The sequence below is a fragment of the Paludibacterium purpuratum genome (assembly GCF_004363805.1).
GTDB lineage: Bacteria > Pseudomonadota > Gammaproteobacteria > Burkholderiales > Chromobacteriaceae > Paludibacterium > Paludibacterium purpuratum.
Genome location: NZ_SNZP01000008.1, coordinates 55,184 through 79,762 on the forward strand (window position 1 = coordinate 55,184; position 24,579 = coordinate 79,762).

Here is a 24,579-nt window from a genome sequence, read left to right on the forward strand (position 1 = left end):
TCACTCCCGCGCCAAAGCCTCGACCGGATCTAACCGGGCCGCTTTGCGAGCCGGCAATAGTCCGAAACACACTCCCACCGCCATCGAACAGAACAACGCCAGGGCGAAGGCCCACCAGGAATAGCGCGGCGCGAAGAACTCGACCACCAGCGAGAGCAACGTGCCGGCGACCAACGCCACCACAATGCCAAGCATGCCGCCGCCCAAGCACACCAGTACCGACTCGATCAGAAACTGTCGCCGAACATCGCGCTGACGCGCCCCGATCGCCATGCGGATGCCGATCTCGCGTGTACGTTCGGTCACCGACACCAGCATGATGTTCATCACGCCGATACCGCCGACCAACAAAGAAATCGCCGCGACCAACGACAACAACAGCGACAGCATGGTGGTGATCCGGTTCGTCGAACGGTAGACGGCATCCATACTGTGGGTGAAGAAATCCTTGCTGCCGTGCAAAATCGTCAACAACCGCGTCATTTGGCGCTCCGCCAGTGCCATCGACACGCCGTCGCGAATGCGTACACTCAACATGGAAAAGTGGGCGTGACCGGACAGCCGGCTGGCTGCCGTGGTATACGGCACCCAGGCGGTCAGCTCCTTGGGGGGACGGCTGTGTTCTGGCGCAGTCACCCCGATCACGGTGGCCGGCATCGAACCGATCAACACCACCTGCCCCAACACATCTTGGCGCGTGCCGAACAGCCTGCGCCGCAGGTTCGGATCCAACACCGCCACCTGTGCTTGCCGATGCACTTCGTCTGCCAGAAAACCGCGACCCTCGGCCAGTGACAGCCCCTGCGCGCGGAACACCCCCGCGCCGCCGCCGTACACGTCGGCGTTCACATCCGCCTGGCGCCAACGTAGCCGCATCGTCACCGCGTTCAGCGGCGTCACGCTGTCGACATAGGGTTCGGCCGCCAGGATAGACAGATCGGAGGCGCGTAACGTTTCGATAGAACCGGCCTTATCGTCGCCCCAATCGCGGCCGCGATAGACGAAAACCGTATTGGTGCCGATGCCGCGGATGTCGTCGAGCACGGCGTCACGAGCGCCCTGACCGAGTGCGACGACGGTCACCACTGCGGCAATGCCGATGACGATGCCCAGCATAGTCAGCAGCGAGCGCAGTCGATTGGCCCACAAGGCGAACAGCGCCATCTTCAGCGCCTCGGTCAAACCGCCGGCGGCTGCATGGGCGGGTCGCGCGGCGTGGCATGCCGGCGTCGGCACAACCGAACCACCGCTGTCGCTCGACACGCGGCCGTCGACCAATTCGACGATGCGTTGCGCCGCGGCCGCCACCTGACGATCGTGAGTCACGATGATCACGGTATGGCCGGCCTGGTGCAGCTCGCGCAAAATGGTCAGCACCTCCTGCCCGCTATGACGGTCGAGCGCGCCGGTCGGCTCGTCGGCCAGGATCACCGCGCCGCCGTTCATCAGCGCCCGGGCGATGCTGACTCGCTGTTGCTGCCCGCCGGAGAGTTGATTGCTCCGCTTGCCGGCGTGCCCGGCGAGCCCGAGCCGCAGCAGTAAGGCCGCTGCGCGCGCACGCCGCTCGATCGCTCGGTACCCGGCGTACACGGCGGGCAATGCGACATTGTCGAGAGCATCGAGATGCGGCAACAAGTGATAGCGTTGAAAGACAAAGCCGAAGTGCTCGCGGCGCAGACGGGCCAACTCATCGGCGTCCAGCGTCGAAACGTCGATGCCATCCACGCGGTAGCAGCCTTCGCTCGGCCGATCCAGGCAGCCAAGCAGGTTCATCAACGTCGACTTGCCGGAACCGGAAGCACCGACGATGGCCACCATTTCGCCGGCCTGGATGTCCAAGCTGACGTCGTCGAGCACCGTCACGCCCCCCTCGCCCGACGCGAAGCGGCGCGATACCCGCTCGAGCACCAGCAATGGCTCAGCCATGCCCGTTATCCTCCTGATCCGGCGCCGCCAGCACCACCTTGTCGCCCTCGGCCAAGCCCGCCAGCACCTGGGCATGTGTGCGACCACGGAGTCCGATACGCACCTGCCGCTCGACCGTCGTACCATCCGGCAGTAGCAACCGTACCGACGTTCCACGCTCGTCGCCGACATCCAATGCCACCAACGGTACGGCCAGTACCTGGCGCGCCTCGGCCAGCACAACGGTCACCTGGGCAGTCATATCGCCACGTAATCGATGCTCTGGATTGGCCACACTGAACTGCACGCTGAAAAACATGGCGTTGTTGAGTTTTTCCGGCGTCGGCAGAATCTCTTCCACCTTGCCGTCATAGCGCGTCTCGGGCGACCCCAAAAGCGAGAACCAGGCCTTCTGCCCCACCCTGACTCGCATGATGTCGGCTTCGGAGACATGGGCACGCACCTTGATGCGCGACAAATCGCCCAATTTGAGGATGGTAGGCGCCTGCTGCACCGCGTTGACGGTTTGACCCTCGCCGTTATCGATCGACAGCACCTGACCGTCCATCGGCGCCACGATACGGGTATAGGCAAGCTTAGTGCGCTCCTGATCGACCACATGGCGCGCGCGCCGGATACGGGCGCGCAGCCCGGCCAGATCCGCGTCGAGCCGCGAACGCTCGGTATCCGCCTGCTCGCGCTCGCGCTGCGAAGAGACGCCGCCATCTTGTAGCGCACGCTGCCGCAGAGCCTCGCGTACAGCCTGGCGCCAGCGCACCGCCATACCGCGCGCCTCGGCGTCGAGTGCCGCCAGGTCCGCTTGGGCGATCAGCAAGTTGTCCATGGCCAGTTTCGGATCGATTTCGGCCAGCAATTGCCCCCGCCGCACCATCTGCCCGGGTGTCACATGCATATGCTTGATCTGCCCGCTGACCTGTGCGCCCACCGCCACCGTCAGCACCGGCTGCAACACTCCGCTGGCCAACACGAAGCTGGCGAGATCCTGCCGTACGATCGTTGCCGTCAACAGAGGCGGCGCCATGCGCTCCGAGCGACGCTCCAGCCCGTACCACAGGGCCACCGCGACCGCTGCGACGAGAAGAAAAAAGACGATCAAGCGGCGTTTTCCGACCCACAAATTGCGCATGGTAAAATTTACAATTTTAATGAACATGGCATGAGCCAAAGAAATCGCAACGGGACTCAGACCTGACAGAAGGATGGATAGTTCTATTACGATAAATCGCAGTAACCGACACGCTTTCGCACATTGATGCCGTGCAGAGCGATCGTGCAGCGCACGATGCGTTCTTATTGCTTTTCACCCTGCTTTCGACCACTATTTATTAAAAATAGATATGCTTGCATCACAAAAGCGACTGAGGGGATATTGTGTTCACCTGGTTGAAAACGCATTGGCACCGTACAGGCCTGACCGCCTACGTGACCCATCCGGATTGTCTGCAGCACAACATGGGGGTTGGCCACCCCGAATGCCCGGAACGACTGATCGCCATACGGGATCAGTTGATGGCTTCACAGATTTTCGATTCGCTCCAGGAGGTGGAAGCACCGGAAGTCACCGAGCAGCAATTGGCTCGCATTCACCCTCCTCGTTATGTCGAATACATCGAATCCAGCGTGCCATCGGTCGGCACCTTCCGTGTCGACCCGGATACCGCCATGTCGCCGGGCACGCTCAAAGCGGCGCGCCGAGCCGCCGGCGCTGTCATCAAGGCGGTCGAGCTGGTCTGCGAGGACAAAGTACCCAACGCCTTTTGCGCCGTCCGGCCACCCGGCCATCACGCCGAAAGCGCCAAATCGATGGGCTTCTGCTTTTTCAACAATGTCGCCATCGGTGTGGCGCATGCTCTGTCGAACTACAAGCTTGCGCGCGTTGCCGTGGTCGACTTCGATGTCCATCACGGCAACGGCACCGAGGAAATCTTTCATGACGACCCGCGCGTGATGATGGTGTCGATCTTCCAGCACCCGTTCTACCCTTATTGCGGCGATCATCCGCTCGGGCAGAACATGCACAATGTGCCACTGCGCGCCGGCAGCGGCGGCGCCGAGTTCCGCGAAGCGGTGGAACAGCACTGGTTGCCGCAGTTGCACGCGTTCCAACCGGAAATGATCTTTGTCTCGGCAGGTTTCGATGCGCATCGGGAAGATGATATGGGCTCGCTCGGACTGGTGGAGGCAGATTACGAATGGGTAACGCGCCACTTGGTGCAAATCGCCGATCTGTACTGCCAGGGACGCATTGTCTCGGTGCTAGAGGGGGGGTATGACCTGTCCGCGCTCGGCCGCAGCGTCACCGCGCATATCCGCGTACTGTCAGACGGCTAATCGACCGAACTGAGCGCCTGTTGCAGCAGCGCTGCGGCTCGCTCCAACTGCCGCCGGCTCACGGCGGCACCGAGTGCCAACCGTATCGCCGACACCGTCGGACGGCCCACCGCCAGATCGTCCCCATTTACCGCCTGCAGTCCGGCGCGGTGCAAACGCGCCACCATTGCGGCAGGCGACGTTCCTTCGCCCAGTCGAAGCCAGCGATGCGGGCAAGCAGAATGTTGCCCGCCATCCACGCCCAGCGCCCTATCCAGCAAACGGTTGCGCGCCAGCATTTCCTTCCGCTGCCAGGCAAGTCGGCGTTGCGCCTCGCCACTGCGAATCATGCGGCACCCTAGTGCCAGCATCAGTGGGCTCATGTGCCAACCGGTGTGGTGGATCGCATCGTCAGGCGGCGGCGCCAATGCTGGCGGCACCGCCAGCAAGCCAAAGCGCAGTCCCGGCGCCACGGTTTTCGACAAGGAGGTCACATACAGTGTCCGGGCGGGTAACAACGCCGCCAGAGGCGGCAACCGTTCTGCCGCCAGCAAACCGTAGACATCCTCTTCGATCAGCAGCAGATCGTGGCGCGCGGCCACCTCGGCCAGTGCCTGGCGGCGCGCTAGCCCCATGCACGCCCCCGTCGGATTCTGCAGATTCGGCGACACGACCGCCACGCGCACACCGCGTTGGGCCACGGCAGTCAGGCTGGCCGGCAGGACGCCCTCGCCATCCATCTGCAGACTGTGCAATTGTAGGCCGCGCAATGTCGCCAGCGCCTTGACGCCAGGGTAGGTATAGCATTCCACGGCCACATCGCGCCCGGCATGAGATAAGGCCAGTGCTTGATCCAGCGCGTGCTGCGCACCGGCGCACAACAACACGGAAAAGCGATCGGGAGCCAGACCGCAAAGCGTCAACCAATCGGCGCCATCGGCCAGAGCGGCCTGCCACTGAGCCGAGGAACGATAGCGCATCCAGGTCTCGACGCCCTGCTCTTGCAACATGGAGCCAAGCAAAACATCGAGCGCGCGATCGCGGGGATTCTGCGCCGGCACATTAGTCGACAGATCGATCAAATCCTCCTGCGGCTCGGGGGCGAACAGCCGAGCTGCATGCACTCGATCAAGTACCACCGTGCCGCAGCGGCGCTGACCGGCGATCAACCCATGCCTTTCGACCAGGCCATAGGCGCGCGTCACGGTACTCAGATGGACGCCCAACAGATCCGCTAGCAATCGCTGCGGCGGTAGGACGTCTCCCGGGCGCAATATCCCGGCGCGAACATCATGGATCATCGCCTCGGCGATTTGCTGGAACCAGGGCCCCTGCCCTGGCCGCAGCGTTGGCATCCAATTTGTCATGCAGACAATCCATACAAAAAAGAAGACATACTACGGGATCGGAACGAATGAAAGATAGACATGAAAACCATCGGACTGATTGGCGGTATGAGTTGGGAATCGTCGGCGCACTATTATCGGCTGATCAACCAGGCGGTCAGACAACGGCTAGGAGGTCAGCATAATGCGCGTAGCTTGCTGCTGAGCGTCGATTTTGCCGAGGTTGAAGCCTGGCAGGTACAAGGCGACTGGCACCGTCTTGCCGAATGTATGGCTCGGGCGGCGCAGCAACTGGAAGCCGCCGGTGCCGGCTGCATAGTGCTGTGCACGAACACCATGCACAAGGTCGCCGATACGCTGGGCGCCGCCAGCTCACTCCCCTTGCTGCATATCGCCGATGCCACGGGCGACGCCCTCCGCGCTGCCGGCCACCAGCGCATCGGCCTGTTGGGCACGCGCTACACCATGGAGCAGGATTTCTATCGCGGCAGACTGGAACAGCGGCATGGTCTACAAGTCCTGACGCCGGATGCCGCCGCACGCGTGCAATTGCACGACATCATCTATCGGGAGTTGTGCCAGGGCATCATCCGGGCGGCGTCGCGCAAAACCTTGCAGATAATGATCGACGAACTGCAACGAGAGGGGGCACAAGCGGTGGTGCTGGGCTGTACGGAAATCGGCCTGCTGATTGGGCAGGCCGACGTGGCATTACCGGTGTTCGATACCACGGCGCTGCACGCCGAGGCGGCAGTACGCTGGTACCTGGACGGCGCTTACTGAGTCGGGTCGGCCGGCGCCCGTGCTTTTTCGCCGATCTTCTTTTCCTGGCGGGTCAGCAATTTAATCAGGTTGTCGCGATGGCGGTAGAACACCAACAGACCGATCACCAGGGTAATACCCAACTGTGGTGTGCCGCGCGGCAGCAGGAAAGCGCCGAACAGCGGCGATAGACCGAGCGACAGCATGGCGGCCAGCGACGAATAGCGCCAAATAAAGGCCACCAGCAGCCACGTCAGCACGACGGCGAATCCCAGTAGCAGATTCAGTCCGAACATCACGCCCATCGCGGTGGCCACGCCCTTGCCGCCTTTGAAGTTGAAGAATATCGGCCACATATGGCCGGCGACCACCGCCAATGCCACCCAGGCAACCCCGGCGGCGTCGACGCCGAACTGCGGGCCGAACATCTTGGCGATCAATACCGCGGCCAAGCCCTTGAGGGCGTCGCCCAGCAGGGTCAGCACGGCGGCCGCCTTGTTGCCGCTACGCAGCACATTGGTCGCTCCCGGGTTCTTCGAACCGTAACTGCGCGGATCTTCGATCCCCATCAGCTTGCTGACAATGACGGCGAAGGACAGCGAGCCCAGCACATAGGCGGCACAGGTAAAGAAAAAATCGGGGGGGGTCATCAGGGCATGGGCTGTCGTAGACATCTTATATCCACTAGAATGCAAAGTCTCAGATTCTACGGTATCAGGCGGCATTCCCCAACAGCCGCAATCGGATGGACATCATTTTTTTGCGCGAAATGCGCGCCGAAACCATTATCGGCATCTACGAGTGGGAAAAAACCACGCCGCAAACCATTGAAATCGACATGGAAATCGGCATTCCCAGCGAGGCACCCTGCCACAGCGACGATATTCGCGACACCATCCATTACGGTGCGGTGGTCGAACGATTGCGCACCGCGCTGGCCGAACGCCACTTTCTGCTGATCGAAGCACTGGCCGAGTACATCGCCAAAGTCATCCGCGACGACTTCGGCTCCCCTTGGGTCATGGTCTCGGTCAGCAAGCTCGGCATACTTCCGGGCGTCAAGCGTGTCGGTGTTTCGATCGAGCGTGGCCACCGGCCACGCTGAGCGTCAACGACAGAAATCGAACTCGAACGGCAGCGTTCGGCCGGAGATCAACTCGGCCAACGCGCGCCCCGAGCCCGGCCCTTCGGTGAAACCCAGCGTACCATGCCCGGTATTCAAGTACAGGTTGGCTAAACGCGTGCGGCCGATCAGTGGCACGTTGCCTGGCGTACTGGGACGCAAACCGGTCCAGAAACTCGCCTGCGCCCAGTCGGCGCACGCTTCGTCCAGCAAGAGCCTGGTACGACTGAGCAACGCCTGACAGCGCGCTGCGTTCAAATGAGAAGAATAGCCGGCGAGCTCGGCAGTACCGGCGATCCGAATCGTCTCTCCCAGGCGGGTCACCACGATCTTGCAATCTTCGTCGGTAATGCTGACCTGCGGTGCCAGCCGAGCTTCACGCACCGGCACCGTGGCCGAATAACCTTTGGTCGGATAGACCGGTAACGTCAGACCGACCGTGCGCGCCAACAGCGGCGAAAAACTGCCCAATGCCAACACAAAGGCATCCGCCGCCACCGTTCGGTATTGACCATCGGCATCGGTCACCGAAACGCCATAGACTTTTCCGCCTGCGCTTTCCAGCGCATTCACCCGAGTATTGAAGCGAAAACGGACACCGCGCTGCGCCGCATGCTGCGCCAATTGCACGGTGAACTGGTGCACATCGCCCGACTCGTCGTCCGGACAGAAGGTCGCGCCGGCCAGTCGCGGCGCGACCGGCGCCAGCGCAGGCTCCAGTTCGAGCAGCTCGCTGCGCGAAATCACCCGCTTAGCCACACCGTAATCCTGCATCACCCGGCAGGTAGCCGCCGCCTCGTCGAGCTCCCTTTGCGTACCAACCAACGTCACGATCCCGCGCGACAGTTGGTCATAGCTCAGACCGAGCGACTGGCGCAATTCGGCAAAAGTATCGCGGCTGTATTTGCCCAGGGCCAACATCTGACGCATATTGCGGTCGAAGCGTCCGGGCAGGCATTCGCGCAGGAATCCCATGATCCAGCGCCACTGCGCGGGATCCAGCCCCGGTCTGAATAGCAAAGGCGAATCGTCCCGCCCCAACCAGCGCAGGATCTGCCATGGCGCGCCTGGATGCGCCCATGGCGTCGACTGACTGACCGATATCTGCCCGCCATTGGCAAAACTGGTTTCGCGCGCAGGTCCGCTGGCACGCTCGATCACTTCGACCTCATGACCGTCGCAAGCTAGAAACCAGGCTGTGCTGACCCCGACGACACCCGCGCCCAATACGACGACCTTCATCCGCGTCCCTTGGCTAATTCACTCGGTTTGTGTGCCGCGCCGTCTCGGGGCGCATGCTCGTACACGGTCTTGCCGCGCAGGCGAAAATAATCGGCCGCAAAATAGAAATTTTCCGAATGACCGACGAACAACAGACCATCCGGGCGCAGCAAGGGGGCAAAACGCTTGAGAATGGCGTACTGGGTATCGCGATCGAAATAGATCATCACGTTACGACAGAAAATGGCATCGAACTGCTTGTGCACCGACCATTGCGGTTCGATCAGATTCAAGCGCGAGAAGGTGATCATATTGCGCAATTGCGCCTTGGCCTGGTACATGCCGTCCGGCAGCTTGTCGAAATACTTAGCGGCATGCCCGGCAGGTAGGCGCGCAACCTTGTCCGCCGGATAAATGCCCTTGCGACCGGTTTCCAGCACCAGGGTATCCAGATCGGTAGCGACAATGCTGACCTTGGGACCCACGCCGTGGAACGTCTCCAACGCCGTCATGGCAAGCGAATACGGTTCCTCGCCAGTGGACGAGGCCGAGCACCAGATATGGAGTTCGGTCGCGCCAGCCGCCGCGCGCTTTTTCAAATGCTCCGCCAGCAACGGAAAATGATGTTCCTCGCGGAAGAAAAAAGTCAGATTGGTGGTCAGTGCATTGACGAACTGTTCGAACTCGCGCTTCCCCTGCACAGACCCCAGCAAATCGACATACTGGGAGAAACTCGCCAGCTTCAAATCGCGAATGCGGCGCACCAACCGCCCGTAAACCATGTCTTTCTTGGAGGCATTCAAGGAAATGCCGGCCTCCTTGTAAATCAGCTTGCGGATCCGTTCGAAGTCGGCATCGCTGAAATCAAATTCGCGGTTGAACTCAACCTTGGGCAACGTCAAAGGTGGCAGCTTGTCCATGTCATCCAGAATAAAAAAAAGCCTGGGATATCCCAGGCTTTTATCTTATCGCAAAAAAGCTTACACCGAGAACGAAGATCCGCAACCGCAGGTCGTCGTGGCGTTCGGGTTCTTGATGACGAACTGCGAGCCTTCCAGGCCTTCCTGATAGTCGATTTCCGCACCGACCAGGTATTGGTAGCTCATAGGATCGACCAGGAAGGTCACACCTTCGCGGGCGATCTGCGTATCGTCTTCATTCACCAGTTCGTCGAAGGTGAACCCATATTGGAAACCGGAACAGCCGCCGCCGGTAACGAATACCCGCAGCTTAAGATCAGGATTACCTTCTTCCGCGATCAGCTCACGCACCTTGCTGCAGGCGCTGTCGGTAAAGTTGATCGGGGACAGCATTTCAGTCGTTTCAGTCATGATAGGCCTCTAAAGCGTGGAGCCGGAGCGGCTTTCCTACTATTTTAGTAGGATATGGTGACCTCTGGCGAGAAAATCAAGGTCACGGCAACAGCGGCACCCCATCCAGCCCGGTCGACTCGGCCAGGCCGAACATCAGGTTCATATTTTGCACCGCCTGCCCCGCCGCGCCCTTGACCAGGTTGTCGATCACCGACAGCACCACCACCGTATCGCCCCCCTGTGGACGATACACTGCCAAACGACACAAATTGGCGCCGCGCACCGAGCGAGTCTCCGGCTGGCTGCCGGCCGGCATCACATCGACGAACGATTCGTCGCGGTAGTGTCTTTCGAACAGCGCTTGCAAATCGACCTCGGCGGTCAAGCGTGCATAGAGCGTGGCGTGAATGCCACGGATCATCGGGGTGAGATGCGGCACGAAGGTCAGACCGACCGGTGCCGAGCACATGCGCGCCAAGCCCTGGCTAATTTCCGGCAGATGGCGATGTCCACCCACGCCATACGCCTTGAACGAATCCCCCGCCTCGGCCAGCAAAGCGCCGACCTCGGCCTTACGACCGGCGCCGGACACACCGGACTTGCAATCGGCGATCAGCGTGGCGCTATCGACCACCCCCGCCGCCAGCAGCGGCTGAAACCCGAGCTGAACGGCTGTCGGATAACAGCCGGGGTTCGCGATCAACCGCGCACCGGCGATCTGTGCACGATTCATCTCCGGCAAACCATAGACGGCCTCTGCCACCAATTCAGGACTGGCGTGCGTCATGCCATACCATTTCTCCCATTCGGCCACGTCGCGAATGCGAAAATCGGCCGACAGATCGATCACGCGAACACCCGCATCCAGCAAGCGACGCGCGTCATGCATGGCAACACCGTTGGGGGTAGCGAAAAACACCACATCGCAGTCGGTCAGCGAGGCATCGTCGGGCGATGAAAAAGCCAAGTCGACACGGCCGCGCAAGCTTTGGAACATCTGATCGATGCGCATGCCCGCTTCTTTACGCGACGTCACGCTGACCACGCGTGCCGACGGATGCGCCGCCAGCAACCGCAACAACTCCACACCGGTATAACCGGTCCCGCCAACGATGCCAACCTTGATCATGCCGTCACCCAAACGAAAAAAAATGTCGCAAAAGCGACATTATCTCGTTCAAACACAGTGCGGCGCAATATAAAAACCGATGTCGGACAAAGAAAAAGCCGCCCGAGGGCGGCTTTCCATAAAACAGATATTCCGAGCGGATTAACGCTTGGAGAACTGCTTAGCGCGACGGGCCTTGCGCAGACCGACCTTCTTACGTTCCACTTCACGGGCATCGCGGGTAACGAAGCCAGCGTTGGACAGGGCGGACTTTAGATCGGCGTTGTAGTCGATCAAAGCGCGGGTGATGCCGTGACGGATAGCGCCGGCTTGGCCGGTTTCGCCGCCACCGACAACATTGACCTTGATGTCGAAGGATTCGAGGTTCTCGGTCAGCGCCAGCGGCTGACGGATCACCATGCGGCCGGTTTCACGGGCAAAGTATTCGTCAACCGGCTTGCCGTTGACGATGATTTGACCGTTGCCCTTTTGCATGAACACGCGCGCAACCGAACTCTTGCGACGGCCGGTACCGTAGTAGTATTTACCGTTCATCTCTTAGCCTCAAAAACTGATTTCCAGCACTTTCGGCTGTTGTGCCGTGTGCGGGTGCTCGCTACCAGCGTATACCTTGAGCTTCTTGATCATCGCGTAGCCCAGCGGACCCTTCGGCAGCATACCCTTGACGGCTTTCTCCAGAACGCGCTCCGGGAACTGATTTTGCAGTTCGGTGAAGGTACGCTCACGGATACCGCCCGGGTAGGTGGTATGACGGTAGTAAATCTTATCCTGTGCCTTGGCACCGGTAACGCGGAGTTTGTCGACGTTGACGACGACGATGTAATCGCCGGTATCTACGTGCGGGGTGTATTCCGGCTTATGCTTGCCACGCAGAAGATGCGCGATTTCGGCAGCCAGACGACCCAGCACCTTGTCGGAGGCGTCGACCACGAACCACTCGCGCTTTACCTCATGCGGCTTGGCAGAAAAGGTCTTCATGGAACTCTTCTCATCGTAATTCTTGAAAGTTACGGATTCTATTACATGCACGATTACCCTGTCAAACCATTGTGAGACAAGAAGAAATCAGACGGGAGGAAAGCCTGTTTTTGCGCACAAAAAAAAGCGCAACCAGGTTGCGATCGCGCCAAGTTCCACCTTGAAAGGAGGATGGAGGAGACAACACCAAAACGCACGGAAAGCGCCTGATGTGAAACCATTATTGGCAGACGAAAATCAATTTGCAAGATTTTTTTGTGCACTGCACTATGCGCTGTGCATGAATGCCACAAACAAAAACGCCCGGCAACGGCCGGGCGTCCGTCAAACAGGTAGTTTACAGTGCCAGCGCGGTTTCCAGAGCGATTTCCACCATATCGCCGAAGCTCTTCTGACGCTCGTCGGAGGTGGTTGCCTCGCCGGTGGGAATCACATCCGACACGGTAAGAATACCCAGCGCACGCGCGCCGTATTGCGCCGCAACACCGTAAATGCCGGCCAGTTCCATCTCGATGGCCTGGACGTTCATCGCGGCCAGGCGCGACAGCATATCCGGTTGCACCGAATAGAACAGATCGGCCGAGAACACGTTACCGACGTGTACCGGCTTATTGAGGCGCTTGGCGGTATCCACGGCCGTGCGCAGCACGTCGTAGTCGGCGATGGCGGCGTAGTCGTGATCCATCAGCCGCATACGGTTGACCTTGCTGTCGGTCGACGCGCCCATGGCGATCACCAGGTCGCGCAACTTCAGCTTATCGGTCGTGGCGCCGCAAGAACCGACGCGGATAATGGTTTTGACGCCGTAATCCTTGATCAATTCGGTGGCATAGATGCTGCACGACGGAATGCCCATACCGTGCGCCATCACCGACAACCGGCGGCCCTTGTAGGTACCGGTATAGCCGTACATGTTGCGCACCGCGGTCACTTGGCGGGCATTTTCGAGATAAGTTTCGGCAATCATCTGGGCGCGCAGCGGATCGCCCGGCATCAAAACGATGTCGGCGAAATCACCGGCCTGGGCGCTGATATGCGGAGTTGGCATGACAGTCCTTAAGCGAACGGGTTAAGCAAGAAAAGAGGTACCGTAATCCATCGGCGGCAGGCCGAGATGGCTCGCCACCGACTGACCGATGTCGGCGAAAGTGTCGCGGCCGCCGAGCGAACCCGCGGGCACCTTCTTACCGTAGCACAGCACGGGAATGTGCTCGCGAGTATGGTCGGTGCCGGTCCAGGTCGGATCGCAACCATGGTCGGCCGACAGAATCAGAATGTCGTCATCCGACAATAAGGCCAGGATCTCCGGAATGCGGCGGTCGAAGGCCTCCAGCGCGGCGGCATAACCGGCGGTGTCGCGGCGATGGCCGTAGCTGGAGTCGAAATCGACGAAATTGGTCATGACGATGCTGCGATCCGGCGCCTGACGAACTTCGTCCAGCGTGACATCCCACAACTGATCCAGTCCGGTCGCCTTGACCGCGCGGGTAATGCCGACATGGGCGTAGATGTCGGCGATCTTGCCGACGGACACCACGGCACCGCCTGCGTCGGCCAGCTTCTTCAGCACGGTTGGCGCCGGCGGCTCCACCGCCAGATCCTTGCGGTTGCCGGTGCGGGCGAACTGGCCGCGACCGGTGCCGACGAATGGCCGGGCAATCACCCGGCCGATGTTGTACGGTTCGAGCAGTTCGCGGGTGATCTTGCACAGCTGATACAGCCGTTCAAGCCCGAAAGTCTCTTCATGGCAGGCGATCTGGAACACCGAATCGGCCGAGGTATAGAAGATCGGTTTGCCGGTCTTCATGTGCTCCTCGCCCAGGCGGTCGAGAATCTCGGTGCCCGAGGCATGGCAATTGCCCAGGAAACCCGGCAGACCGGCGCGTTCTACGATGGCATCCAGTAGTTCGGCCGGAAACGAGTTGTCTCGGTCGGTGAAATATCCCCAATCGAACAACACCGGTACGCCGGCGATCTCCCAGTGGCCCGACGGCGTGTCCTTGCCGGAAGACAGCTCCTTGGCATAGCCGTAGGCGCCGATCGGTTCCAGTCGCGTGACACCGGCGGGAAACTCGCCGCACGACAACTCGCAGGCATGGGCCAGGCCCAACCGGGTCAGATTCGGCAACTGCAATGGACCGCTGCGCCCGCCGCGATCCAGCAAACCGGCGGCGGCATCGCGCGCGATGTGCCCCAGCGTATTGCTGCCGACATCGCCAAAATGCTCGGCGTCGGCGGCGGCGCCAATGCCCAGCGAATCCAGAATCAAAATAATGGCACGTTTCATCACGCTCTCCTGGCTCAGTTCTTCAGGTCGCCTTCGCGCAGAATGCAATGCACCTGCGTAGGCCGGGCAACCGGCGCCGCACCGATGCCGACGGCTTGCAGTACGCGGCGGCGCGCCTCTTCGAAGCCGTCTTCAGTGGCGGCATGCACCACCGCCAGCGGTGTCTGGCTGTCGACCTTCTGCCCCAACTCGACCAGCTCGGTCAGACCAACGCGGTAATCCAGCACATCGGCAGCCTGACGACGACCGCCGCCCAAGGCGCATACGGCCATACCCAGGCCGCGCGTGTCGGTGCCGGTCACGAAGCCGGCCTGCGGCGCGAACACCGGGCGTACCAGCGGCGCCGGTTCGAAGTATTTGCCATAGTGCTCGATGAAGTCGCTCGGCCCGCCCATGGTGGCCACCATCCGGCCGAAAATCTCGGCGGCACGGCCGCTATCGAGCGCCTGTTGCAGGCGCGCCTCGGCATCGGCCGTATCGCTGGCCAAGCCGCCGGCGATCAGCATCTCGGCGCACAGCGCCATGGTGACCTCGTGCAAACGGTCCGAACGCACTTCGCCGGTCAGATAACGCACCGCCTCGGCGGTCTCGATGGCATTGCCGGCACACGTCGCCAGCGATTGATTCATGTCGGTGACCAGCGCACTGGTCTTGACGCCGGCGCCATTGCCGACACGGACGATGCGCTCGGCCAACGCCTTGGACAACTCAAAGGTCGGCATGAACGCGCCGGAGCCGGTCTTGACGTCCATGACCAGCACATCGAGGCCTGCGGCCAACTTTTTCGACAGGATCGACGCGGTAATCAGCGCAATCGACTCGACGGTGCCGGTCACGTCGCGCGTGGCATAGAAACGGCGGTCGGCCGGCGCCAGATCGTTGGTTTGCCCAATGATCGAAACGCCCACTTCCTTGACGATACGACGGAAATTGTCGGCGGTCGGGAAGGGATCGTAGCCGGGAATGGCCGACAATTTGTCCAACGTGCCGCCGGTGTGCCCCAGGCCACGGCCGGAAATCATCGGCACAAACCCGCCGCAGGCGGCGATCATCGGCCCGAGCATCAGCGACACCACGTCGCCCACGCCACCGGTGGAGTGCTTATCCAGCACCGGGCCCGGCAATTGCAGATCGTCCCAACGCATACGCCGACCGGAGTCGCGCATGGCCATGGTCAATCCCACGTTCTCATCCAGCGTCAGATCGTTGAAAAACACCGCCATGGCAAAGGCCGAAATCTGGCTATCGGCCACCGAGCCATCGGTGATGCCCTGAACGAACTGCTGAATCTCGTCGATCGTAAGCGCTTGCTTGTCGCGCTTTTTGACAATGAATTCCTGCGGCAGAAACATTCCCTGCTCCTTACAAGCCAAAAACGCCCCGCGAGGGGCGCTTGTCATCAATATGCTGCGTTGTTGTTTTGTTGCGCGCTACCGAAGCCTAGCGTGGCTTCCAGGCTGGCGAGCAGGCTGGAGGCACCGAAGCGGAAGCGCGTCGAATTCACCCAATCGGCCCCCATGATGCTTTCGGCCAGCTTCAGGTATTCTTCGGCTTCGGCTGCGGTTCTGACGCCGCCGGCGGCCTTGAAGCCACACGGACGGCCGCTGTCCTTGATCGCCTGCAGCATGATCTTCGCGGCTTCCAGCGTGGCGTTGACCGGCACCTTGCCGGTCGAGGTTTTGATGAAGTCGGCGCCGGCCTCGATCGAAATCAGGCTGGCCTGGCGGATCAGCGCCGGATCTTTCAGCTCGCCGCTTTCGATAATCACCTTCAATTGCGCCTTGTCGCCGCAAGCCTGCTTGCAGGCCGCCACCAAGCGTGCGCCCAATTCGGTATTACCTTCCATCAGCGCGCGGTACGGAAACACGACATCGACCTCGTCGGCCCCGAAGGACACCGCCTCGCGGGTCTCATCCACCGCCACAGCCACGTCGGGGTTGCCATGCGGGAAATTGGTCACCGTGGCGACCAGCACCTCCGGCGTACCTTGGTCGCGCAAGGTCTTCTTGGCGACATGCACGAAACGCGGGAACACGCACACCGCCGCGACCTTACCTGCCGGGCCGGCCGCCTTGCGGCACAGATCGGCGACTTTGGCATCGGTATCGTCGTCGTTCAGGGTCGTCAAATCCATCAGAGACAAGGCGCGCTCGGCGGCCAAAACCAAATCGGACATTTCGTCCCTCTCTTTTCTAAGCGGAAAATGGATACTTGCTATGAGTAAAGCAGGAAGAAGAAATTATGGACTTTATCTTCACGTAAAATCAATTGCTATTTGAATAACGGGGACGCCCCGCGTCCCCGCCGCCGAATCAGCGTCGTCGCGCCTCGATCACGCCCTGCACATCCATGACATGCGACAACACCCGGCTGATCTCGCTCACCTGACGCACCTCGACGGTGAACAACATGCGCGCGCGCAAATCGCGCGACTGCGTGTGCACGCCGATCACATTGAGCTTTTCGCGCGACAGCACGTCCGAGATATCGCGCAACAGTCCGTGGCGATCCTGTGCCAACACTTCGATATCGATCGGAAAAATGCTGTTCTTCTGTTCACCCCAGTCCGCGGCGATCAAACGCTCCGGTGCCGCCTCGGACAAACGCTTGAGTGTCTGGCAGCCGGCGCGATGAATCGAAATGCCGCGCCCCTTGGTGACGAAACCCATGACAGGATCGGGCGGCGCCGGCTTGCAGCACCCGGCCAACACCGTCATCAGGTTGTCGACGCCCTCGATCAGGATGCCGCCGGCGTCGTGGCCGCCCTTGCTGGCCTTGACCAGATCCTCCGGCGCCACTTCGCGCGGCGGAGCCGGTGGCGCAAAACTCTCCAGTGCTTGCGACACCAGCCGCAACGTCAATTCGCCATGCCCCAGCGCGGCATAAAGTTCGTCAAGCTTCTCGAAGCCAAGCTTCTCGGCCAACGCCGCCAAATTCGGCCGCGCATGCGCATGGCGCGCCAACTCCTTTTCGAACAACTGGCGGCCTGTTTCGCGCACGACGTCGGCGTTCTGCAAGCGGATGTACTGGCGGATCTTGGCAATGGCGCGGTGACTCTTGACCCAGCCTTCGTGCAACCAGTTGACGCTCGGCCCGCCCTCTTTCGCCGTCAGGATCTCGACGCGCTGGCCATTGGCCAGCGGCGTCGACAGCGGCACGATCTGGCCATCGACCTTGGCACCCCGGCAACGGTCGCCGACATTACTATGCACGGCGTAAGCGAAATCGATCGGCGTCGCACCGGTCGGCAGCGCCAACACGCGGCCAGCCGGCGTCAATACGTAGATCGTGTCCGCGAACAATTCGGTCTTGAAGGCGTCGGCCAGGCCGGAGCGGTCGGAAATCTCTTCGCGCCAGTCGAGCAGTTGGCGCAGCCAGGAGATCTTCTCCTCGTACTGCGCATCGCCCTTGCCGCCCTCCTTGTAGCGCCAGTGCGCCGCCACGCCGAACTCGGCGTGCTCGTGCATCTCGAAGGTGCGGATCTGTACCTCGATCCCGCGGTCGTCCGGGCCGATGACCGCCGTATGCAGGCTGCGGTAATCGTTGGCTTTGGGGTGCGAGATATAGTCGTCGAACTCGCCGGGGATCGGCTGCCACATGCTGTGAATCAGCCCCAACACGGTGTAGCAGTCCTGCACGGTATCCACCAGCACGCGCACCGCGCGGATATCGTACAGCTCGTTGAAGTCCAGGCTCTTTTTGCGCATCTTGCGCCAGATGCTATAGATATGCTTCGGCCGCCCCGCCACGTCGCCGTGGATACCGGCCTTCTTCAATTCATCGCGCAGCGTCTCCAGCACACGCTCGATATAGTCGATGCGCTCCAGACGACGCTCGTCCAGCAAACGGGCGATTTTTTTATAGTTTTCCGGATCTTGATGACGGAAGCCCAGATCCTCCAGCTCCCACTTGATCTGCCAAACGCCGAGGCGATTGGCCAGCGGCGCGAAGACGTCCATGGTCTCCAGCGCAATGCGCCGACGCACCGGCTCGTCGCAATGCACCAGGTAGTGCATGGTCTGCGTTCGCCAGGCCAGTTTGATCAGCACCACGCGGATATCGGCCACCATCGCCAGCAGCATCTTGCGCATGGTCTCGGCCTGCCGAGCCCGCTCTTCCGGCGTGTCCAGGTGATCGATGTGGGCCAGCTCGGTCAGGCGGCGCACCCGGCTCGCCCCATCGACCAACATCGTCACGGTCGGGTTGAAATGCTGATCCATCCAGGCTGCCCAGTCGGGCAGGATGTCCGGCACGCAAAACAGCAGCGTGGCGACGATCGCGTCCGGCAGCAGATTCAGATCGGCCACGATGGCGGCCGCGGACACGGCATGGCTGAACATGTCCTCCCCGGTGGCGGGCAGGCGCCGGTCGGCGTACAGCTCGCGCGCTTCGGCGAAAGCCCGCGCCAGCATCTCCCGGTCGGCATCGGTCAGAGAAGAAGACAACTGAGCCAACCACCGCTCTGGATTGGCGGCATCGGCTAGCGTATCGGCGACAGAACGGACGACGGATACCATAGACTTTTTACTTTCAGTTCACCCCGGCCAACCACTGCCCGAGCAGTTTGCCGACCGGCGTCGGCACGCCCGCCGCGATGGCCTGGTCGATCGGCAGCCAGTTGGCATCGGCTTGCTGGGAAACCGCCGGCGAAAGACGCGACAACAAAATCGGTTGCGGCGTGATCACCAGGCGAAAATGGGTAAAAACATGCGTGAGCTCCGGCCAGGACGGCAGCAGGTCACCCTCCCCGTGGCGCATGAGCCACGCTTCGGCCTCCTGGCTATCGGCACACTCGGGCAACGACAGCAACCCGCCCCAGATACCGTGGTTCGGCCGGCGTTGCAGCAACACTTGGCCCCGCCACACCGCCAATAGCATCATCACGTGGCGCACCGGTTGCGCCTTCTTCGGCTTACGTGTCGGCAGTTCGGCCTGACGCTCCTCGAGGCGTGCAACGCACTCTACGGTCATCGGGCAGTCGGCGCATTTCGGTTTGGCACGCAAGCACACCGTCGCGCCGAGATCCATCAGCCCCTGGGTATAAGCCGTCATATCGGCCGGCGGCAGGAGGCTCTCGGCCAGCGTCCACAGGCGGTTCTCGACCGGTTTATCGCCTGGGTGGCCCTCGATGCCGAATACCCGCGTCAACACGCGTTTGACGTTACCGTCCAGAATCGCCTCGCGCTGTCCGAAGGCAAACGCGGCAATCGCCGCGGCGGTCGAGCGGCCGACACCCGGCAAGCGCTCGATCTCGCTGCGCGTGGTCGGGAAAACGCCATTGAAATCGTCCACCACCATCCGTGCCGCGCGATGCAAATTACGCGCGCGACTGTAATAGCCTAAGCCGCTCCACAGCGCCAACACCTCGTCTTGGCTGGCCGCGGCCAAGGCGGCGACCGTGGGGAACGACTGCAGGAAGCGAGCGTAATACGCCAGTACCGATGCGACTTGCGTTTGTTGCAGCATGATTTCGGACAACCAGACCCGGTAGGGGTCGCGCACTTGCCAAGGCAAGTCGTGGCGCCCGTGAATCCGCTGCCAGGCAATCAGTCGCTCGGCAAACGCCGTTTCTCTCATCCCTCTTCTGCCTATTCAAAATCGCTTATCGAGCATCGCATTTTAACGCAAAGCCCTATTGGCTCCAAAAAATGAATGACCGGGCACACGACTGCGCTTTAGGAAATTCCCCATTACCACACGGCCGCCAGACGCATAAATTGACTTCCCGTCAGCCAAGCAACCTCGCACGTTGCATGGGATATGGCAATTAATTTCAACAACGGCAAACCACTATGGCGCTCATCGACATCGACCGGCTACTCGCCCCCTGCAGCGATACGGCCCCTTGCGGCGACGATCTGGAATACAGCTCCGGGTTCATCGAACTGATGCAGTTGGCTGCCGGCACGCCCGAAGTGCAATACGGCGCGATGCGCCAAGATGCCGCCGAGCCGGATTGGCAGAACATCATCGCGCAAGCAGAAGCGCTGATGACACAGAGCCACGATCTGCGCCTGGCACTGCTGTTGACACGCGCTCTGCTGGCGCGGCACGGCTTGGACGGATTGGCCGACGGGATGCGGCTCATCCTGGGGCTCCTCGCGCAGAATTGGGCGCGGCTCTATCCACGCCTCGACCCGGACGACGATCACGACCCGACCGAGCGCAACAATATCCTCTTGGCGCTATGCGACACCGAGCCCTACGGCATCCTCGGCCGCCTGCGGACGCTGCCGTTCATCGAGGCGCCTGGTCTCGATCCGATCACGCTGCGCATGCTGGAGCTCGCCAGCGACCCCATGCAGGCACAGCACTACGACGGCCCGGCGCTCGATGGTATCGCCGCCGCGTGCCGGGACAACAAACTCGCCGCACTCGAATACACCGCCGACCGCCTCGGCCGCTGTCTCGAGGCCGCCGCGAGCATCGAACAGCGCGTTGGCGCGGAAGTCGGCACCGAGCTCGGCGTGGATCTGGCACCACTGACCAGGCTCATGCAGCTCGGCCTGCGCTTCCTTGAACAACAACTGCCGCACCACCCGGAGCAAGGCCGAAGCAGCGAAGCCCCCAGCGACGCCAGCGCATGGTGCGATCCGGCACCCTCCGCGCCCGATCGAGGCGGTGGCGGCATCGACGGCGAAATCCACAACAGCGGAGACGTGGCCCGGCTACTCGAACAACTGTGCCAGTACTACGCGCGCGCCGAGCCATCGAGTCCTATCCCGATTTTATTGACGCGGGCACGCAAGCTCGTCGACCTGAATTTCATGGACATCATGAATGAGCTCTCGCCCAGTGGCGTAGCGGAGATCCAGTACCTGAGCGGCATCCGGCCGGACATATCGGCGGCCGACGGCAACGGATATCAGTAACCTCAACCAAGGAGAAGGCTCCATGGCCAAGCAAAGCAGCCAAAAATTCATCGGGCGCAATCGCCCGCCACGCGTACAGATCGAGTACGACGTCGAAGTGTACGGCGCCGACAAGAAAGTCCAACTACCGTTCGTCACCGGGGTCATGGCCGATCTGTCCGGTCAACCGACCGACGAGCCTCCGCCGGTGGCCGAACGCGAATTTCTCGAATTCGACGTCGACAACTTCGACGACCGCATGAAGGCCATCAAACCCCGCGTCGCTACCCGAGTGAAAAACACGCTATCCGGCGACGGCCGCCTCGGTGTCGAGCTGACCTTCGGGTCGATGGACGACTTCGCACCCGATGCCATCGCGCGCCAAGTGGAGCCGCTACGCAAGCTGCTGGAAGCGCGCCAGCAATTGAACAACCTGTTGAGCTACATCGACGGCAAGACCGGCGCCGAGGAGTTGATCGCCCAGTTGCTGAACGATCCGACGCTGTTGAAAAGCCTAAGCCAACTGCCGGCGACCGCCGAAGAACCCGCTGCCTCGGCACAGGAGAACGACCATGAGTGAACAAGCCTTGCAGACGGCCGATAGCGCCGTCGTCGAAGCCAGCCTGACCGGCGACGATTTTCAGCGCTTATTGCAGCAGCAGATCAAACCCGCCAACGATCTCGCACAACAAGCGGTAGACAGTGCGGTTCAGGCGCTGGCCGAGCAGGCGTTGGCGCAGGCGGTGCTGGTCTCCGACGACGTGCTTTCCACCATCGAGGCGATGATCGCCGCCATCGACGGCAAATTGACCGAGCAGATCAACGAGATCCTGCACGACGACGCGTTCCAGCAAGTGGAAAGCGCCTGGCGCGGTCTGCACTTCCTGGTCAGCCAAGCCGAAACCGACGAAATGCAAAAGGTCCGCGTGCTCAACATTAAAAAGGACGAATTGCGCAAATCGCTGAAGAAATACAAGGGCACCGCATGGGATCAAAGCCCGCTCTTCAAAAAGATTTACGAACAAGAATATGGTCAGTTCGGCGGCGAACCGTTCGGCCTGTTGGTCGGCGACTATTACTTCGACCATAGCGGCCCGGACGTCGAGCTTTTGACGCAATTGGCGCAAATCGGCGCCGCCGCGCACACGCCGTTCATCGCCGCCGCGGCGCCGTCGGTGATGCTGATGGATTCTTGGCGCGAGCTGGCCAACCCGCGCGATCTCTCCAAACTGTTCCAAACGCCGGAACACGGCGCCTGGCGCAAGCTGCGCGAATCGGAAGATGCACGCTACCTGGCGCTGGCCATGCCGCGTTTTCTGGCGCGCGCCCCTTATGGCGCCAACACCAATCCGGTGGACGGCTTCGCCTTCGAGGAAGACACCCAGGGCAACAGCGCCAACTATTGCTGGAGCAACGCCGCCTATGCCATGGCCCTCAATATGAACCGATCGTTCTCGCTCTACGGCTGGTGCTCGCGTATCCGCGGCATCGAGTCCGGCGGCGCGCTCGAAGGACTGCCGACCCACAGCTTTCCGTCCGACGACGGCGGCTTCGACAACCAATGCCCGACCGAGGTGGCCATCAGCGATAGGCGCGAGGCAGAGCTGTCGAAAAACGGCTTCCTACCGCTGGTGCACCAGAAAAATACCGACTTTGCCGCCTTCATCGGTGCCCAATCGCTACACAAGCCGGTGGAATACGACGACGCCGATGCCACCGCCAACGCCAACTTGGCGGCACGGTTGCCCTACATGATGGCCTGCAATCGCTTCGCCCATTATTTGAAGTGCATCGTGCGCGACAAAATCGGCGCGTTCAAAACGCGGGATGCCATGAAGCTCTGGTTGCATAACTGGCTGATGAATTATGTGGATTCCACTCCGGAAATCTCATCGGACACCATGAAGGCGCGAGCGCCGCTTGCCGCCGCGGAAATTATCGTGGAAGAAAATGAATTCAATCCAGGCTATTACGACGCAAAGTTTTTCCTTCAACCGCACTTTCAACTCGAAGGATTAACGGTATCGCTGCGTTTGGTTGCCAAACTGCCATCGGCAAAAAAATAAAAACATCAATTATAAATCTTGAAATTAATGTGGTTTTCATGACCACACTTTCGAAGCGGAAGCTTCTTTATTACTCACTAAGCCAAGGAGCAACACATGAGTGACGGTGTTCTGATTTATTTGAAGTGCAATGGCCTCAACGGCCAATGTGGCCATGACAATCACAGCAATGAATTTTTGCTGGACTGGCATGACGCGGACGCCATTGGCACCGTGATGAATAGCGCGCGCGAAGCCTCTGGCCATTACAAGGCATTCCCGTTTAGCGTCGTTCTATCTACCGTCGCGGGCAAAGACGCCGCCAATGTCGAATCCGAAACGCTTAAATCCGCTGGGGCAATGAGAAAAATCATTGATGAAGCAACGATTAAGCATTTCGAAATTGTAAATGGGGCGCAAGCGCTCACCCATACTTACACGCTGAACAACGTGACTTTTTCTCCGACAGGTAATCCATATGAATTCCAGGTGAATTTCACCAAATACAAATCGAAGAAACAAGGCTACAACTCGGATGGCACCGTCATCCCCAGCAATGAAGTATGGTATGACACGAAAACCAATACCTCTAGCTTTATTTCCTAAAAAGGCAACGCCTCAAAAACAGAGCGCATATTAAATTACGTAAGCAAACGCAAATAAAACCGATATTTGCGGCGCCTGTTTTGGGTAAGAAAGTTGCGCGCACTCGCGCGCAACTTTTCCGACCTTCCCGATAAACAGATTGCATTGGCCCGTTCGTGTAAGGAGGCCTTCCAATGCCCGAACTCACCCCTCAGGATCGCCTGCAGCCGGCGCTGCTCGACCGCTTGACCGATCTTGCGCCGCACATCCAGCGCGAAGCGCGTAGTGCCCGCGTGGTCTCGCGTGCGCAATTGCGCCAAAGCGTCTTGCGCGATTTGGGCTGGCTGCTCAATAGCGTGCGTCCCCGAGGGTTTATCGATGCCGCGCGTTATCCTTTCGCGGCCGATTCGGTACTCAACTATGGCCTGCCGAGTCTGACCGGTCAGGCGATCATGGGCCTGCCGCCGGCAGCGCTGGCCGAAGACATCGCCCTGAATATCCTCCGCTTCGAGCCGCGCATTCTGGCCGACACCTTGCGGGTAACGCCATTAAAGGATGCCAGACCAAGCCCGCACCCGACGCTGTCGTTTCACATTGAAGGCGTGTTGTGGGCGCAACCCTATCCGGAACAGCTCTTCTATCGCGCCGACCTCGACCTGGAAGACAGCATCTTCTACCTGCGCGAAACCACGAAGGAGTGAGC

24 protein-coding genes are annotated in these 24,579 nt (G+C 60.7%); 8 read left to right on the top strand and 16 right to left on the bottom strand.

Features of this window, described 5'->3' with window-relative positions; translation table 11 throughout:
* Together DFP86_RS10785 and DFP86_RS10790 are read right to left on the bottom strand one after the other, a co-directional pair.
* The gene (locus tag DFP86_RS10785; RefSeq protein WP_133681049.1) at positions 1 to 1,926 is read right to left on the bottom strand and encodes a MacB family efflux pump subunit; all 1,926 of its coding nucleotides are present in this window, start codon (positions 1,924 to 1,926) and stop codon (positions 1 to 3) included.
* Positions 1,919 to 3,052 (bottom strand): efflux RND transporter periplasmic adaptor subunit, encoded by a 1,134-nt coding sequence (locus DFP86_RS10790; protein ID WP_166642230.1) that lies wholly within the window; start codon positions 3,050 to 3,052, stop codon positions 1,919 to 1,921. The genes DFP86_RS10785 and DFP86_RS10790 overlap by 8 nt, the downstream gene beginning before the upstream one ends.
* 245 nt (positions 3,053 to 3,297) lie before the next feature.
* On the opposite strand from DFP86_RS10790, the gene DFP86_RS10795 reads away from it, so the two are divergent.
* Positions 3,298 to 4,257: a histone deacetylase family protein gene (locus DFP86_RS10795; RefSeq protein ID WP_133681053.1), complete on the top strand. Its 960-nt coding sequence runs from the start codon at positions 3,298 to 3,300 to the stop codon at positions 4,255 to 4,257.
* On the opposite strand, the gene DFP86_RS10800 is transcribed toward DFP86_RS10795, so the two are convergent.
* Complete coding sequence (locus DFP86_RS10800) at positions 4,254 to 5,603, bottom strand: aminotransferase-like domain-containing protein (RefSeq protein WP_133681055.1); 1,350 nt, start codon at positions 5,601 to 5,603, stop codon at positions 4,254 to 4,256. The two genes, DFP86_RS10795 and DFP86_RS10800, sit on opposite strands and share 4 nt — an antisense overlap.
* Positions 5,604 to 5,663: 60 nt before the next feature.
* Here DFP86_RS10800 and DFP86_RS10805 point away from each other — a divergent pair, with 60 nt between their 5' ends.
* The gene (locus DFP86_RS10805; RefSeq protein WP_133681057.1) at positions 5,664 to 6,365 is read left to right on the top strand and encodes an aspartate/glutamate racemase family protein; all 702 of its coding nucleotides are present in this window, start codon (positions 5,664 to 5,666) and stop codon (positions 6,363 to 6,365) included.
* Here the strand turns inward: DFP86_RS10805 and plsY are convergent.
* Positions 6,359 to 7,018: a glycerol-3-phosphate 1-O-acyltransferase PlsY gene (plsY, locus tag DFP86_RS10810; RefSeq protein ID WP_243729366.1), complete on the bottom strand. Its 660-nt coding sequence runs from the start codon at positions 7,016 to 7,018 to the stop codon at positions 6,359 to 6,361. The two genes, DFP86_RS10805 and plsY, sit on opposite strands and share 7 nt — an antisense overlap.
* 71 nt (positions 7,019 to 7,089) lie before the next feature.
* On the opposite strand from plsY, the gene DFP86_RS10815 reads away from it, so the two are divergent.
* Entirely contained in the window at positions 7,090 to 7,449 is a 360-nt protein-coding gene (locus DFP86_RS10815) for a dihydroneopterin aldolase (RefSeq protein ID WP_133681059.1), read from the top strand.
* Between the two features lie 3 nt (positions 7,450 to 7,452).
* On the opposite strand, the gene DFP86_RS10820 is transcribed toward DFP86_RS10815, so the two are convergent.
* The 12 genes from DFP86_RS10820 to mutY form a co-directional block, all read right to left on the bottom strand.
* On the bottom strand, positions 7,453 to 8,709 hold the full coding sequence (locus DFP86_RS10820; protein WP_133681061.1) for a D-amino acid dehydrogenase: 1,257 nt from the start codon (positions 8,707 to 8,709) through the stop codon (positions 7,453 to 7,455).
* On the bottom strand, positions 8,706 to 9,608 hold the full coding sequence (locus DFP86_RS10825; protein ID WP_133681063.1) for a CheR family methyltransferase: 903 nt from the start codon (positions 9,606 to 9,608) through the stop codon (positions 8,706 to 8,708). The genes DFP86_RS10820 and DFP86_RS10825 overlap by 4 nt, the downstream gene beginning before the upstream one ends.
* A 60-nt stretch (positions 9,609 to 9,668) precedes the next feature.
* Positions 9,669 to 10,019 (bottom strand): iron-sulfur cluster insertion protein ErpA, encoded by a 351-nt coding sequence (gene erpA, locus DFP86_RS10830; protein ID WP_133681065.1) that lies wholly within the window; start codon positions 10,017 to 10,019, stop codon positions 9,669 to 9,671.
* Between the two features lie 82 nt (positions 10,020 to 10,101).
* Positions 10,102 to 11,130, bottom strand: coding sequence for an N-acetyl-gamma-glutamyl-phosphate reductase (gene argC / locus DFP86_RS10835; protein ID WP_133681067.1), 1,029 nt, complete (start codon positions 11,128 to 11,130; stop codon positions 10,102 to 10,104).
* A 141-nt stretch (positions 11,131 to 11,271) separates the two neighbouring features.
* The gene (gene rpsI / locus DFP86_RS10840; RefSeq protein ID WP_133681069.1) at positions 11,272 to 11,664 is read right to left on the bottom strand and encodes a 30S ribosomal protein S9; all 393 of its coding nucleotides are present in this window, start codon (positions 11,662 to 11,664) and stop codon (positions 11,272 to 11,274) included.
* Between the two features lie 9 nt (positions 11,665 to 11,673).
* Positions 11,674 to 12,108 (bottom strand): 50S ribosomal protein L13, encoded by a 435-nt coding sequence (rplM, locus tag DFP86_RS10845; protein ID WP_133681071.1) that lies wholly within the window; start codon positions 12,106 to 12,108, stop codon positions 11,674 to 11,676.
* Positions 12,109 to 12,445: 337 nt separating this feature from the next.
* Positions 12,446 to 13,156: a purine-nucleoside phosphorylase gene (gene deoD / locus DFP86_RS10850; protein WP_133681073.1), complete on the bottom strand. Its 711-nt coding sequence runs from the start codon at positions 13,154 to 13,156 to the stop codon at positions 12,446 to 12,448.
* A 21-nt stretch (positions 13,157 to 13,177) separates the two neighbouring features.
* Positions 13,178 to 14,395 carry a phosphopentomutase gene (locus tag DFP86_RS10855; RefSeq protein WP_133681075.1) on the bottom strand — a complete coding sequence of 406 codons (1,218 nt, stop codon included), beginning with the start codon at positions 14,393 to 14,395 and terminating at the stop codon, positions 13,178 to 13,180.
* A gap of 14 nt (positions 14,396 to 14,409) precedes the next feature.
* Positions 14,410 to 15,747, bottom strand: coding sequence for a thymidine phosphorylase (deoA, locus tag DFP86_RS10860; RefSeq protein ID WP_133681077.1), 1,338 nt, complete (start codon positions 15,745 to 15,747; stop codon positions 14,410 to 14,412).
* Between the two features lie 47 nt (positions 15,748 to 15,794).
* Positions 15,795 to 16,571: a deoxyribose-phosphate aldolase gene (gene deoC, locus DFP86_RS10865; RefSeq protein WP_133681079.1), complete on the bottom strand. Its 777-nt coding sequence runs from the start codon at positions 16,569 to 16,571 to the stop codon at positions 15,795 to 15,797.
* A gap of 136 nt (positions 16,572 to 16,707) precedes the next feature.
* On the bottom strand, positions 16,708 to 18,912 hold the full coding sequence (locus tag DFP86_RS10870; RefSeq protein WP_133681081.1) for a RelA/SpoT family protein: 2,205 nt from the start codon (positions 18,910 to 18,912) through the stop codon (positions 16,708 to 16,710).
* Positions 18,913 to 18,925: 13 nt separating this feature from the next.
* Positions 18,926 to 19,972 (bottom strand): A/G-specific adenine glycosylase, encoded by a 1,047-nt coding sequence (mutY, locus tag DFP86_RS10875; protein WP_133681083.1) that lies wholly within the window; start codon positions 19,970 to 19,972, stop codon positions 18,926 to 18,928.
* A gap of 215 nt (positions 19,973 to 20,187) precedes the next feature.
* Here mutY and tssA point away from each other — a divergent pair, with 215 nt between their 5' ends.
* The 5 genes from tssA (at position 20,188) to tssE (ending at position 24,577) form a co-directional block, all read left to right on the top strand.
* Positions 20,188 to 21,267 carry a type VI secretion system protein TssA gene (gene tssA, locus DFP86_RS10880; RefSeq protein WP_133681085.1) on the top strand — a complete coding sequence of 360 codons (1,080 nt, stop codon included), beginning with the start codon at positions 20,188 to 20,190 and terminating at the stop codon, positions 21,265 to 21,267.
* 22 nt (positions 21,268 to 21,289) lie between these two features.
* Entirely contained in the window at positions 21,290 to 21,826 is a 537-nt protein-coding gene (gene tssB, locus DFP86_RS10885) for a type VI secretion system contractile sheath small subunit (protein ID WP_133681087.1), read from the top strand.
* Positions 21,819 to 23,312 carry a type VI secretion system contractile sheath large subunit gene (gene tssC, locus DFP86_RS10890; protein WP_133681089.1) on the top strand — a complete coding sequence of 498 codons (1,494 nt, stop codon included), beginning with the start codon at positions 21,819 to 21,821 and terminating at the stop codon, positions 23,310 to 23,312. The genes tssB and tssC overlap by 8 nt, the downstream gene beginning before the upstream one ends.
* A gap of 96 nt (positions 23,313 to 23,408) precedes the next feature.
* Complete coding sequence (locus DFP86_RS10895; RefSeq protein WP_133681091.1) at positions 23,409 to 23,897, top strand: hypothetical protein; 489 nt, start codon at positions 23,409 to 23,411, stop codon at positions 23,895 to 23,897.
* A 173-nt stretch (positions 23,898 to 24,070) separates the two neighbouring features.
* Complete coding sequence (gene tssE / locus DFP86_RS10900) at positions 24,071 to 24,577, top strand: type VI secretion system baseplate subunit TssE (RefSeq protein WP_133681093.1); 507 nt, start codon at positions 24,071 to 24,073, stop codon at positions 24,575 to 24,577.
* Positions 24,578 to 24,579 lie beyond the last annotated feature (2 nt).